This window comes from Catenuloplanes nepalensis, from assembly GCF_030811575.1.
Taxonomy (GTDB): domain Bacteria; phylum Actinomycetota; class Actinomycetes; order Mycobacteriales; family Micromonosporaceae; genus Catenuloplanes; species Catenuloplanes nepalensis.
In genome coordinates this window covers 5,013,696-5,026,465 of the sequence record NZ_JAUSRA010000001.1, presented here as the reverse complement: position 1 = coordinate 5,026,465, position 12,770 = coordinate 5,013,696, and the positions used below count along the sequence as shown (strand labels likewise).

Below are 12,770 nucleotides of genomic sequence, written 5' to 3'. Positions count from 1 at the left end.
ATCGACGTGAAGCGATCATGGCGGCCGGGCCGGGGCGCCCCGGGCGGAAGGTGTTACCGTGGAATCCCGTGGATCGCGTGATCACGACAGCCGCGTTAACTTCCGCTGACGCTTCGGTCAGCCGGGGCGAGATCGGGCTTGACGGGCGTCGCGCCGGTTCGTATTGGCAGCCAGACGACCACGGGAGCAGGCCTTGAGCCCTTCGACTCAGACCAGGCACATCTTCGTCACGGGGGGCGTCGCCTCCTCGCTCGGAAAGGGCCTCACCGCCGCCAGCCTGGGCAACCTGCTGACCGCGCGCGGGCTGCGGGTCGTGATGCAGAAGCTGGACCCCTACCTCAACGTCGACCCGGGCACGATGAACCCGTTCCAGCACGGCGAGGTCTTCGTGACCGAGGACGGCGCGGAGACGGACCTCGACGTCGGGCACTACGAGCGGTTCCTGGACCGGCCGCTGTCCGCGAAGGCGAACGTCACCACCGGCCAGGTCTACTCCGCGGTGATCGCCAAGGAGCGGCGCGGGGAATATCTCGGCGACACCGTGCAGGTCATCCCGCACGTGACGAACGAGATCAAGGAGCGCATCTTCGCGATGGCCGACCCGGACGAGGACGGCCGCGTCCCGGACGTCGTCATCACCGAGGTCGGCGGCACGGTCGGTGACATGGAGTCGCTGCCGTTCCTGGAGGCGATCCGCCAGGTCCGCCACGAGATCGGCCGGGACCGGTGCTTCTACCTGCACGTCTCGCTGGTGCCCTACCTGGCGCCGTCCGGCGAGCTGAAGACCAAGCCGACCCAGCACTCGGTGGCGGCGCTGCGCAACATCGGCATCCAGCCGGACGCGCTGGTCTGCCGCTCGGACCGGGAGATCCCGGAGAAGCTGAAGGTCAAGCTGTCGCTCTACTGCGACGTCGACCGCGAGGCCGTGGTGGCCTGCCCGGACGCGCCGAGCATCTACGACATCCCGAAGGTGCTGCACGCCGAGGGGCTGGACGCCTACGTCGTGCGCCGGCTGGGCCTGTCCTTCCGGGACGTGCACTGGAGCGCCTGGGACGACCTGCTGGGCCGGGTGCACCAGCCGTCCGGCGAGATCACCATCGCGCTGGTCGGCAAGTACGTGGACCTGCCGGACGCCTACCTGTCGGTGACCGAGGCGATCCGCGCGGCCGCGTTCGGGCACCGGGTCAAGGCGAACATCAAGTGGGTGCCGAGCGACTCCTGCGAGACCCCGGCCGGTGCCGCGGCCGCGCTCGCCGGCGTGGACGGCATCGTGATCCCGGGCGGCTTCGGCGTCCGCGGCATCGAGGGCAAGATCGGCACGGCCACGTTCGCCCGGGAGAACCGGATCCCGGTGCTCGGGCTCTGCCTCGGCCTGCAGTGCATGACCATCGAGGTGGCGCGCAACCTCGCCGGGCTGGACGGCGCGAACTCGCTGGAGTTCGAGGAGACCGTCAAGCACCCGGTCATCTCCACCATGGCGGACCAGCAGGACATCGTCTCCGGCAAGGGCGACCTGGGCGGCACCATGCGGCTCGGCGCGTACCCGGCTGCGCTGGCCGAGGGCTCGATCGTGCGGGAGGCGTACGGCGCGCCGGAGATCTCCGAGCGGCACCGCCACCGGTACGAGGTCAACAACGACTACCGGCCGCGCCTGGAGACCGCGGGCCTGCGCTTCTCCGGCACGTCGCCGGACGGGCGGCTGGTCGAGTTCATCGAGCTCGACCGCGAGGTGCACCCGTTCTTCGTGGCCACCCAGGCGCACCCGGAGCTGAAGAGCCGGCCGACCCGGCCGCACCCGCTGTTCGCCGCGTTCGTGGCCGCGTCCGTGCGGTTCAGCAAGGCGGACGAGCTGCCGCTGGAGATCGTCTCGGACCCGGCCGCGGATTCGGGTGCGGTGCCGGGTGCGGAGGAGCCGGAGCAGGGGCGGGGCAAGCGCCGGGTCGGGGCCGGCAAGTGACCGGCTTCGCGCACGCGGTGGTCAGCCGCACCGAGCGGTTCAGCGGGCGGGTGTTCTCGGTCGTCACCGACCGGGTCACCATGCCCGGTGGCGGCGCGGCGGACCGTGACTACCTGCGGCACGTCGGCTCGGTCGGCGTGGTCGCGCTGGACGGCGAAGAGCGCGTGGTGCTGATCAACCAGTACCGGCACGCGGTCGGCGGGCGGCTCTGGGAGCTGCCGGCCGGGCTGCGCGACGTGCAGGGCGAGGACCTCGCCGTGGGCGCGCTGCGCGAGTTGGCCGAGGAGGCCGACCTGCGCGCCGGCCGGGTCGACCTGCTGGTCGACCTGCACACGTCGCCGGGCATGACCAACGAGCAGATCCGCATCTTCCTGGCCCGCGACCTGTCGCCGGTGCCGGGCGCCGAGCGGAACGACCGCACGGACGAGGAGGCGGACATCGAGGTGCGCTGGGTGCCGCTGTCCGACGCGGTCGCCATGGTCTTCGCCGGGGAGATCACGAACGCGGCCGCGGTCGTCGGCGTGCTGGCCGCGGCGCGTGCGCGGGACCTCGGCTGGGCGCCGCTGCGAGCCACGGATACGCCGACACCTGCCTGAAACAAGATATGCCGACGGCCGACGTTTCCTTGGAAACGTCGGCCGTGGCGCGTCATACCTTCATGATCTAAAGTTCGCGTCGGCGGGCGGGGGTCACCGTTCGCTCGTAGACTGCGGTAAACGGGCGCGTGAAAGGGTCATCGACGTGAAGGTCGGCATTCCCCGCGAGGTCAAGAACAACGAGTTCCGGGTCGCGATCACGCCGGCCGGCGTGCACGAGTTCACCCGCCACGGCCACCAGGTGTTCATCGAGGCCGACGCCGGTGCCGGCTCGTCCATCACGGACGACGAGTACTCCGCCGCCGGCGCCACGATCCTGCCGTCCGCGGACGAGGTCTGGGGCGCGGCCGAGCTGGTGCTCAAGGTCAAGGAGCCGATCGCGGAGGAGTACCACCGGATGCGCGCGGGGCAGGTGCTCTTCACCTACCTGCACCTGGCCGCGTCCAAGGAGTGCACGGACGCGCTGATCGATAAGCAGGTCACCGGCATCGCGTACGAGACGGTGGAGACGCCGGACCGGCAGCTGCCGCTGCTCGCGCCGATGTCCGAGGTGGCCGGCCGGCTCGCCCCGCAGGTCGGTGCGTACCACCTGATGCGCTCCGGCGGCGGGCGCGGCGTGCTGCTCGGCGGCGTCTCCGGCGTCTACGCGGCCAAGACCGTGGTGATCGGCGCCGGCGTCTCCGGCATGAACGCGGCCGCGATCGCGCTCGGCCTGCAGTCCGAGGTGCTGCTGCTGGACATGAACATCAACCGGCTGCGCGGCGCGGACGCGATCTACCGCGGGCACCTGCAGACCGTGGCGTCCAACGCGTACGAGGTGGAGCGCGCGGTGCTCGACGCGGACCTGGTCATCGGCGCGGTGCTGGTGCCGGGCGCGAAGGCACCGACGCTGATCTCGAACGAGTTGGTCTCCCGGATGAAGCCGGGCAGCGTGCTGGTCGACATCTCGATCGACCAGGGCGGCTGCTTCGAGGACTCGCGGCCGACCACGCACGCGGACCCGGTCTACCGGGTGCACAACTCGATCTTCTACTGCGTGGCGAACATGCCCGGCGCGGTGCCGCACACCAGCACGTACGCGCTGACCAACGTGACGCTGCCGTACGCGCTGGCGCTGGCGAACCAGGGCTGGCGGGACGCGCTGCGCGCGGACGCGTCGCTGGCCAAGGGGCTGAACACGCACGCGGGCACGGTCACCTACGGCCCGGTCGCGGAGGCGCACGGCATGGACGTGCGGCCGCTGGCCGAGGTGCTCGCCTGAGATTCTGTCGCACCCCTGGTCTAGGGTCAGGCGCGTGTTGGCGACCGACCGGGCCGTGCGCGGCTACCTCGACCACCTGACGGTCGAGCGCGCGCTCTCGGCGAACACGCTGGTGTCGTACCGGCGGGATCTCGATCGTTATCTGGAGTTCCTGGCCGGCGCCGAGATCGGCACGCTCGGCGCGGTCACCGCCAACGACCTGGCCCGGCACCTGAGCGGGTTGCGGACCGGCGACGACGAGCACCCGCCGCTGTCCGCGTCGTCCGCCGCGCGCGCCATGTCCGCGGTCCGTGGCCTGCACCGCTTCGCCGTGCGCGAGGGGATCGCGGCCGACGACCCGTCCCGCGAGGTCAAGCCGCCGGTGCCGCCGCGCCGGCTGCCGAAGGCGCTGGAGGTCGACGAGGTCGAGCGGCTGCTCGCGGTGCCGCGCACGGACACGCCGCGCGGGCTGCGCGACCGGGCGCTGCTCGAGTTCCTCTACGGCACCGGCGCGCGCATCTCCGAGGCGGTCGGCGCCGCGGTCGACGACGTCGACCTGGACGACGCGACCGTGCTGCTGCGCGGCAAGGGCGGCCGCTCCCGGCTCGTCCCGATCGGCGGTTACGCGCGGGACGCGCTCGGCGCCTACCTCACGCGGGGCCGGCCGGCGCTGGTCCAGGCCGGTCGTGGCACGCCCGCGGTCTTCTGCAACGCGCGCGGCGGGCCGCTGTCCCGGCAGAGCGCGTGGACGATCCTGCACCGCGCGGCCGAGACGGCCGGGCTGCCGGTCGACGGCCCGCGCGCGGTCTCCCCGCACACGCTGCGCCACTCGTTCGCCACCCACCTGCTCGACGGCGGCGCCGACGTCCGCGTCGTCCAGGAGCTGCTCGGCCACGCCTCGGTCACCACCACGCAGATATACACGCTGGTCACCGTGGACCGATTGCGCGAGATCTACGCCACCGCCCACCCCCGCGCACTCGCCTGATCGGGGCCTGGCCAGGTTGAGATCGATCAGTAGGATGAAAGTATGACCGTGAAGATGACCGTGAGCGTGCCGGACGATGTGGCTGAGTTCCTGAGGGATTCCGGGAACGCCTCCGCCGCCGTGACCGAAGCCGTACGTCCTTTGCTGGCCGACGCGCGGCGCGCGCGGCAGCGCGCTGCAGCTCAGGCTATGGCTGAATGGCAGCGCAGCCGTCCGGCTGCCGATGTCGAGAACGACACAGCACTGATCGAGGCGAGCAACGACGCGGCATTGGCGGGCGCGGAGTGGTGAGACGCGGCGAGGTCTGGACGATGCTGCGAGGCAGCTCGCAGTACCGCGTCCTGATTATCAGTAATGATGAATACAACGACGTGGACGATCTGGCAGTGTGGGCTCTGACGATCGTGCGCGATGTTCCCGGTCCGAACCATCTTGTTGTCCCGCTCGTCGATGGAGATCCTCTCGCCGGAGCGTGGGTGCGTATTCATGCGGTGGTGCAGATTGCTGACCGCACCGCGCTGCGTGACCGGCGCGGGTTTGTTTCGCATACCACGATGGAGGCGGTTGAGGCGCAGGTACGGGAGTTCCTGAGCCTGCCTTGAGCTGATGCGAACCGGTCTGTATACACCGTCGCCGAGCGCGACACGCCGGGAAGGGGTGGGCGGCGTGTGGGCGGGTGGTGTCGTAGAGTCGAGAATCGGCGTGGATCTCATGGAGTGCGCCGGTCGGCTGAGACGCTCACCAGGGTGTAGCGTCGGGCAGTCGTGGGAGGGGGCGCAGAGGACATGGCGGGCAGTGGTGACCGTGCCGAGGCGTGGACCTCGGTCCTCCGAGAGCAGCAGAGTTCCCTGGACATCGGCGCCGAGCTCGGCCCGGCCGATCCCGCGGCCTATACGATGCGTAAGCCGATCCCGGAACCGATGCCGACCGACCGCCACGGGCCCGCGCGGATCATCGCGCTGGCGAACCAGAAGGGGGGCGTGGGCAAGACCACGTCCACGATCAACCTGGGCGCCGCTCTCGCGGAATATGGGCGGAAGGTCCTGGTCGTCGACTTCGACCCGCAGGGCGCGCTCTCCGTCGGCCTCGGCGTGAACCCGCACAATCTCGACCTCACGGTCTACAACCTCCTGATGGAGAGCGACGTCACGGCGGAGGACGTCGTGATCAAGACCGATGTCGCGGGTCTGCACCTGCTGCCGGCCAACATCGATCTCTCGGCGGCCGAGATCCAGCTGGTCAACGAGGTCGCGCGCGAGATGGCGCTGGCCCGGGTGCTGCGCACGGTCCGCAAGGAGTACGACTACATCCTGATCGACTGCCAGCCCTCGCTCGGCCTGCTCGCGATAAACGCCCTCACCGTCGCGCACGGTGTCCTGATCCCGCTGGAGTGCGAGTTCTTCAGCCTCCGCGGCGTCGCGCTGCTCCTCGACACGATCGACAAGGTGCGCGAGCGGCTCAACTTCGACCTCGAGCTGGAGGGCATCCTCGCCACCATGTACGACTCCCGCACCACGCACTGCCGCCAGGTGCTGCAGCGCGTCGTGGAGGCGTTCGGCGACAAGGTCTACCAGACCGTGATCACCAAGACCGTGAAGTTCCCGGAGTCGACCGTGGCCGGCGCGCCGATCACGTCGCTCGACCCGGCGTCCTCCGGCGCCCGCAACTACCGCCAGCTGGCCCGTGAGGTCATCGCGGCGCAGGCCGAGCGCGGATAGGCGCCGGTGCTCTTCGCTCTCGCCACGCCGGTCGCGTTCGCCGGCTTCGCGCTCTCGTTCCTGCTGGCCGTCGTGGTGCGGGCGATGGCGATCCGGCTGGCGATCCGGGCGACCGGCCTGGAGCAGCGCCGCACCCGGATCATGTTCGATCCGCGCCACGACTTCGACGTGTTCGGCGTGGTCGCCTGCCTGATCGGCGGCATGGGCTGGGGCAGGGGCATCGAGGTCGACGACCTGCCCTCCTACCGTGGCCGCGGGCGCAAGGCGATCGTCTACGCGGCCGGGCCGCTCTCCGTGCTCGTGCTGTCCCAGCTGGTGCTGCTCGGGTTCGCGCTCGGCTTCCCGGACTACCGCTCGCTGCTCTCCGCGGTCGGGCCGCTGAACGTGAAGTTCGGCCTGCCGGTATCGCTGGGCACCGACCCGGCCGGCATCGGTGCGGAGATCACCGCCGCCGTCGGGATCGGGCTGTTCACGTTCGCGCTGTTCGACCTGATCCCGCTGCCGCCGCTGGACGGCTGGGGGCTGCTCTGGTGCAGCCTGAAGCGGCCCGGCACGTCCGCGCAGACAGCCAGGCTGTGGCTGGTCGAGAAGAACATCGGCGTGGTGCTGCTCTTCCTGCTCCAGATCTTCCCGTTCGGCGGACTGGGCTGGGTGCTGCTCAATCCGATCGGCGCCCCGCTGCTGAGGGTCTGGGCCTGGTGAGCGTCGACCACGTCACCGGGTCGGATTCCGCACAGTCTGATGACGGTGAGAGCGGCTATGGTTCGCCGGTGACGGACGCGCCGGTCCAGGGGCAAAATCAAGATCAAGAGGCCGCTGAGGGTACGTCGACCAGCGGCTTCCGCGTCCGGCTGCACAACTTTGAGGGTCCGTTCGACCTGTTGCTCCAGCTGATCGGCAAGCACAAACTGGACGTCACCGAGATCGCGCTGCACACGGTCACGGACGAGTTCATCTCGTACATCCGGGCGATGGGCGACGACTGGGACCTGGACGAGACCAGCGAGTTCCTGATCATCGCGGCCACGCTGCTGGACCTGAAGGCGGCCCGGCTGCTGCCCTCGGCCGAGGTGGAGAACGAGGAGGACCTCGCGCTCCTGGAGGCCCGTGACCTGCTCTTCGCGCGGCTCCTGCAGTACAAGGCGTACAAGGAGGCGTCCGCGGTCATCGCGGACCTGGAACGCGACGGCTCCCGGCGATACCCGCGCGCGGTCAGCCTGGAGGCGCGCTACGCGGAGGCGCTGCCCGACCTGATCTTCGGCTTCGGGCCGGACCGGATCCTCAAGATAGCGATCAGGGCGTTCACGCCGAAGATCCCGCCGACCGTCGCGGTGCACCACATCCACCAGGTGCGGGTCAACGTGCGCGAGCACGCGGACATCGTGCAGAAGATGCTGCGCCGCGCCGGGATCGCCACGTTCGACGTGCTCTGCCTGGATTGTGAGAACACGCTGGAGATGGTGGCCCGCTTCCTGGCGCTGCTGGAGCTCTACCGGGAGGGCCTGGTCGAGTTCACGCAGCCGGAGTCGCTGGGCGAGCTCACCGTGAAGTGGACCGGCGGCGACTCCGACGTCGAGCTCGAGGTCGACGACTACGAGGGCACCACGGACGTGGACACGGCGAAGGACGACCCGAACGCACCGGCCGGGGACGACGGACAGGAAACGGAGGGCGAGGCGTGACCACGGACGACGATCGCGGGTCGCTCGCGGACGCGGCGGCCGCGTGGGTCCCGCCCTGGGAACGCCCGAAGCCCGAGACCTCGGAGCCCTCCCCGGAGCCTGAGCCCTCCGCTGAGCCCGATACCGTCCCGCAGTCGGAGATCTTCTCGGAGCCGGAGACGGACAGTTCGGCCGGGGGTGAGCCGGAGCCGGCCAGTCCGGAGACCGCCGGCCCGGAGGGGGGTGCCGAAGAACAGATCGACACCGCCGCCGAGGGTACGGACGACAGCGCCGCGGCGGGGACGGATGCGGTCGCGGCTCCCGGCGAGGTCGTCGAGCCCGAGGTCGCCTCCCCCGGAAGTGTCACGGCCGAGCCGTCCAGCGCCCCCGCCGTACCCACGCAGAAGTCGAAGCCGGGGACCGCGGAAGCGGAAGCGGCAGGCGGGGAGAAGGCGGCGCCGAAGCGGCGAAGGGCGAAGCCCAAGCCGGCGGAGCCGGAACCGGATCCGGTGTCGCTGATCGACGACGCGGAGCTGCGGGGTGCGCTGGAGGCGATCCTGCTGGTCGTGGACGAGCCGGTCGCCGAGGTGATGCTGTCCCAGGTGCTGGAGCAGCCCACCGAGCGGGTGACGCAGATGCTCTACCTGCTGTCGGGTGAGTACACCGATCGGGGGCACGGCTTCGACCTGCGCCGGGTCGCCGGCGGCTGGCGGCTGTACACCCGTCCGGAGTACGCCGCGTACGTCGAACGGTTCGTGCTGGACGGGCAGACCGCGCGGTTGACGCAGGCCGCGCTGGAGACGCTCGCGGTCGTCGCCTACAAGCAGCCGTGCAGCAGGTCGCAGGTCTCGGCCATCCGCGGTGTGAACTGTGACGGCGTCATGCGTACGCTTGTCACCCGGGGCCTAGTGGAGGAGTGCGGCGCGGACGTGTCCGGCGCGTACCTCTACAAGACCACCACCCTGTTTCTGGAGAAACTCGGCATCGACTCGGTCGCGCAGCTTCCCCCGCTCGCGCCGTTCCTGCCGGACAACGTGGAAGAGATCGTCACCGATGCCTGAGAACGACGGCGCCGAACGGCTGCAGAAGGTCATGGCCGTGGCCGGTGTCGGGTCCCGCCGCGCCTGCGAGACTCTGATCGCGCGCGGCAAGGTCACCGTGGACGGGCGCCTCGCCCGGCTGGGTGACCGCGCGAACCCGGCCACCTCCGTGATCATGGTCAACGGCGAGCGACTCGCCGCCGACCAGACGCTGGTCTACCTCGCGATGAACAAGCCCCAGGGCGTGGTCTCGACCATGGCCGACGAGAAGGGCCGCTCCGCGATCTCCGACTTCCTCGGCCGGGTCGAGCAGCGCGTCTACCACGTGGGGCGGCTGGACCAGGACTCCGAGGGCCTGCTGCTGCTCACCAACGACGGCACGCTCGCGCACAAGCTCACCCACCCGTCGTACGGGGTGGCCAAGACCTACCTGTGCGAGGTCGCGGGCCCGCTGCCGCGCGCGGTCGGCCGGCGGCTGCTGGCCGGCGTCGAGCTGGAGGACGGTCCCGCCAAGGCGGACGCGTTCAAGCTGGTCGACACGCTGGGCAAGACCGCGCAGATCGAGATCACGCTGCACGAGGGCCGCAAGCACATCGTGCGACGGCTGATGGACGAGGTCGGGCACCCGGTGTCCCGGCTGATCCGCACGTCGATCGGCCCGATCAAGCTGGGCGACCTGCGCTCCGGCCGCACCCGCCGGCTCAACAACGGCGAGATCGCCGCGCTGTTCGCGGCCGTGGAGGACTAGGGGCGCCTCCTGCGTGTGCCGGGTCACCGGGCATCATTGAACAGTTGTCCTGGCCATGGCGAGTGGAGGAACGGTGGAAGAAAACGGGCGATGTGTGGTGGCCGTCGACGGGCCGTCCGGGTCCGGGAAGTCCACCGTGTCGCGGCGGCTGGCGACGGCGCTCGGTGCGCGCTACCTGGACACGGGCGCGATGTACCGGGCGGTGACCTGGGCGGTTCTGCAGGCCGGGATTCCGCTCCCCGAGGCTGCTTCGGTGCTCTCCTCCGTCGATCTGGAGATCGGCACCGACCCTTCTGCGCCTTTTGTGCGGGTTGATGGTGTCGCGGTGGACGGGCCGATCCGGGGCCCCGAGGTGACCGCGGCCGTCTCCGCCGTGGCGTCCGTCGCGGAGGTGCGGCAGCATCTCGTCGCGATGCAGCGGGCGATCATCGCGGACACCGGCCGGATCGTGGTCGAGGGCCGGGACATCGGCACGGTCGTGGCGCCGGACGCGTCGCTGAAGGTCTACCTGACCGCGTCCGCGGAGGCGCGCGCGCAGCGCCGCAGCCTGGAGAACGCGGCGGACGTCGCGGCCACCCAGGCCGACCTGGCCCGGCGCGACAGGATCGACTCCAGCCGCACGGTGGATCCGCTGACCCAGGCGGACGACGCGGTCGTGCTGGACACCACCACGATGGGCATCGACGAGGCCGTGGCACGTCTCCGCGAGCTACTTGATACGCGGGTGACCGCATGACGTCAGCTGAGGTTTCCGAAATGTCAGAGATAGACGCCGAGTTCGAGGCGGCCGCTGCGGCCGAGGGCTCTGTGGCCGCGGGTTCTGTGGCCGCGGGTTCCGTGGCCGTGATCAACCCGATCGTCGCCGTCGTCGGCCGCCCCAACGTGGGCAAGTCGACGCTGGTCAACCGGATCATCGGCCGCCGCCAGGCGGTCGTGCAGGACACCCCGGGCGTGACCCGCGACCGTGTGCCGTACGACGCGGAGTGGCTCGGCCGCCAGTTCACCGTGGTCGACACCGGCGGCTGGGAGCCGGACGCGAAGGACCGCGCCGCCGCGATCGCCGCGCAGGCCGAGGCCGCGATCGCCACCGCCGACGTGGTGCTGTTCGTGGTCGACGCGGTCGTCGGCAGCACGAACATGGACGAGGCCGCGGTCAAGATGCTGCGCCGCAGCCACAAGCCGGTCATCCTGGTCGCCAACAAGGTCGACAACCAGAACCTGGAGATCGAGGCGACCAGCCTCTGGTCGCTCGGTCTCGGCCAGCCGTTCCCGGTCTCCGCGCTGCACGGCCGCGGCTCCGGCGAGTTGCTCGACGCGCTGCTCGACGCCATGCCGAACGCGCCGCGCCTGGTGGAGGACGCCGAGCGTGGCCCGCGCCGCATCGCGCTGGTCGGCCGGCCGAACGTCGGCAAGTCCAGCCTGCTCAACCGGCTGGCCAAGGAGGAGCGCGCGGTCGTCGACTCGGTCGCCGGCACCACGGTCGACCCGGTCGACAGCCTGGTCGAGCTGGGCGGCGAGACCTGGCAGTTCGTCGACACCGCCGGGCTGCGCAAGCGCGTCGGCCAGGCCAGCGGCACGGAATACTACGCGTCGCTGCGCACGAACGCGGCGCTCGAGGCCGCCGAGGTCGCGGTCGTGCTGCTCGACTCGTCCGAGGTGATCAGCGAGCAGGACCAGCGCATCCTGAGCATGGTCGTCGAGTCCGGCCGTGCCGTGGTCATCGCGTTCAACAAGTGGGACCTGGTCGACGACGACCGCCGCCACTACCTGGACAAGGAGATCGAGCGCGAGCTGCGCCGCATCCCCTGGGCGGTGCGGGTGAACATCTCCGCGAAGTCCGGCCGCGCGGTCGACAAGCTCGCCCCGGCGATCCGCAAGGCGCTGCAGAGCTGGGAGCTGCGCGTCCCGACCGGCCACCTCAACCAGTGGCTGACCGCGCTCACCCAGGCCACGCCGCACCCGGTGCGCGGTGGCCGCGCGCCGCGCATCCTCTTCGCCACCCAGCCGGGCATCTCACCGCCGCGGTTCGTGCTGTTCACGACCGGGCCGCTGGACGCCGGCTACCAGCGGTTCGTGGAGCGCAAGCTGCGCGAGGAGTTCGGCTTCGAGGGCTCGCCGATCGAGATCGCGGTCAAGCCCCGCAAGCAGCTCGGCCCGGGTGGCCGCGGCAAGGCACACGGCTGAGTCACGCTGGTCAGGCGCCCCCGAGGGCGCCTGACCGCACTCGGCCCGGTTTCGGCGGCCGGCGTGAGGAGGAACGATCATGAGTGATCCGAGTCTGCTCAGTGCGGTGGCTGCGGCGGTGGCGACGGGACTTTCCAGCGGTCCCGCGTTCGATGTGCTGTCCGGTGTCGTGCGTGACGCGGTGGGTGCGCCGCCCGCGTCCGGTCTGCTGGAGGACCGGATCGCCGCCGTCTACAACGGGCTGCTGGACGCGACCGCGCGCGATCCGGAGCTCGTGCCGCGGCTGACGCGTCTGTGGGACGCGGTGGCTGCGGAGTCGTCCGCCGCCCCTGGCGCGGTGAGCAACACCGTCACCGGAAACGTCAGCGGCGCCGTGGTGCAGGCCCGGGACGTGCACGGCGGGATCAACCTCGGACGCCCCCACTCCTCCGGGTGAGCTCACCCGGAGGAGTGGGTGAACTCTCGCCGATCGCGGATCGATAGGTCGTCACCTAATCGATCAGGCGCGTACCATCAGGCGATAGGCGGTCCGCGTGGCGGGTTCGCGACGAATCGTTGAGTTCATGACCTTCGGATCGACCGGAATCGTTGAGAATGTTTCGCATTACCTTGCATTCCATGTTGGGCGTTACTTACCG

The 12,770-nt window shown here is 70.5% G+C and carries 14 protein-coding genes; all 14 read left to right on the top strand.

The genetic code is table 11. The features are described from left to right. Positions 1 to 193: 193 nt before the first annotated feature. Positions 194 to 1,957: a CTP synthase gene (gene pyrG, locus J2S43_RS21875; RefSeq protein WP_306832061.1), complete on the top strand. Its 1,764-nt coding sequence runs from the start codon at positions 194 to 196 to the stop codon at positions 1,955 to 1,957. Next, positions 1,954 to 2,553: an NUDIX domain-containing protein gene (locus J2S43_RS21870; protein ID WP_306832060.1), complete on the top strand. Its 600-nt coding sequence runs from the start codon at positions 1,954 to 1,956 to the stop codon at positions 2,551 to 2,553. Before pyrG ends, J2S43_RS21870 begins: the two co-directional genes overlap by 4 nt. Before the next feature lie 145 nt (positions 2,554 to 2,698). Beyond that, the gene (gene ald / locus J2S43_RS21865) at positions 2,699 to 3,814 is read left to right on the top strand and encodes an alanine dehydrogenase (protein ID WP_306832058.1); all 1,116 of its coding nucleotides are present in this window, start codon (positions 2,699 to 2,701) and stop codon (positions 3,812 to 3,814) included. Between the two features lie 34 nt (positions 3,815 to 3,848). Beyond that, positions 3,849 to 4,781 carry a site-specific tyrosine recombinase XerD gene (gene xerD, locus J2S43_RS21860; RefSeq protein ID WP_306832056.1) on the top strand — a complete coding sequence of 311 codons (933 nt, stop codon included), beginning with the start codon at positions 3,849 to 3,851 and terminating at the stop codon, positions 4,779 to 4,781. 42 nt (positions 4,782 to 4,823) lie between these two features. Then, the gene (locus J2S43_RS21855; protein ID WP_306832054.1) at positions 4,824 to 5,072 is read left to right on the top strand and encodes a hypothetical protein; all 249 of its coding nucleotides are present in this window, start codon (positions 4,824 to 4,826) and stop codon (positions 5,070 to 5,072) included. Continuing rightward, positions 4,979 to 5,383 (top strand): type II toxin-antitoxin system PemK/MazF family toxin, encoded by a 405-nt coding sequence (locus J2S43_RS21850; protein WP_306832052.1) that lies wholly within the window; start codon positions 4,979 to 4,981, stop codon positions 5,381 to 5,383. Before J2S43_RS21855 ends, J2S43_RS21850 begins: the two co-directional genes overlap by 94 nt. A 183-nt stretch (positions 5,384 to 5,566) precedes the next feature. Then, entirely contained in the window at positions 5,567 to 6,499 is a 933-nt protein-coding gene (locus J2S43_RS21845; RefSeq protein ID WP_306832050.1) for a ParA family protein, read from the top strand. Between the two features lie 6 nt (positions 6,500 to 6,505). Beyond that, entirely contained in the window at positions 6,506 to 7,201 is a 696-nt protein-coding gene (locus J2S43_RS21840; protein WP_306832048.1) for a zinc metalloprotease, read from the top strand. Positions 7,202 to 7,269: 68 nt separating this feature from the next. After that, a complete protein-coding gene (locus tag J2S43_RS21835) occupies positions 7,270 to 8,181 on the top strand; it encodes a segregation and condensation protein A (protein ID WP_306832045.1) in 912 nt (303 codons plus the stop codon). Continuing rightward, entirely contained in the window at positions 8,178 to 9,221 is a 1,044-nt protein-coding gene (gene scpB, locus J2S43_RS21830; protein WP_306832043.1) for an SMC-Scp complex subunit ScpB, read from the top strand. Before J2S43_RS21835 ends, scpB begins: the two co-directional genes overlap by 4 nt. Beyond that, a complete protein-coding gene (locus J2S43_RS21825) occupies positions 9,214 to 9,948 on the top strand; it encodes a pseudouridine synthase (protein WP_306832041.1) in 735 nt (244 codons plus the stop codon). Before scpB ends, J2S43_RS21825 begins: the two co-directional genes overlap by 8 nt. A 73-nt stretch (positions 9,949 to 10,021) precedes the next feature. Then, positions 10,022 to 10,684, top strand: coding sequence for a (d)CMP kinase (gene cmk, locus J2S43_RS21820; protein WP_306832039.1), 663 nt, complete (start codon positions 10,022 to 10,024; stop codon positions 10,682 to 10,684). Between the two features lie 20 nt (positions 10,685 to 10,704). Further along, positions 10,705 to 12,132 carry a ribosome biogenesis GTPase Der gene (der, locus tag J2S43_RS21815; protein ID WP_306832038.1) on the top strand — a complete coding sequence of 476 codons (1,428 nt, stop codon included), beginning with the start codon at positions 10,705 to 10,707 and terminating at the stop codon, positions 12,130 to 12,132. A gap of 79 nt (positions 12,133 to 12,211) precedes the next feature. Continuing rightward, positions 12,212 to 12,568 (top strand): hypothetical protein, encoded by a 357-nt coding sequence (locus J2S43_RS21810; RefSeq protein WP_306832036.1) that lies wholly within the window; start codon positions 12,212 to 12,214, stop codon positions 12,566 to 12,568. The last annotated feature ends 202 nt before the right edge of the window (positions 12,569 to 12,770 follow it).

Excerpts from the sequence above, each read along its gene's own strand:
- J2S43_RS21855 (WP_306832054.1), top strand. The coding sequence starts at position 4,824 with ATGACCGTGAAGATGACCGTGAGCGTGCCGGACGATGTGGCTGAGTTC.
- J2S43_RS21850 (WP_306832052.1), top strand. The coding sequence starts at position 4,979 with ATGGCAGCGCAGCCGTCCGGCTGCCGATGTCGAGAACGACACAGCACT.
- J2S43_RS21845 (WP_306832050.1), top strand. The coding sequence starts at position 5,567 with ATGGCGGGCAGTGGTGACCGTGCCGAGGCGTGGACCTCGGTCCTCCGA.
- J2S43_RS21825 (WP_306832041.1), top strand. The coding sequence starts at position 9,214 with ATGCCTGAGAACGACGGCGCCGAACGGCTGCAGAAGGTCATGGCCGTG.
- der (WP_306832038.1), top strand. The coding sequence starts at position 10,705 with ATGTCAGAGATAGACGCCGAGTTCGAGGCGGCCGCTGCGGCCGAGGGC.
- J2S43_RS21810 (WP_306832036.1), top strand. The coding sequence starts at position 12,212 with ATGAGTGATCCGAGTCTGCTCAGTGCGGTGGCTGCGGCGGTGGCGACG.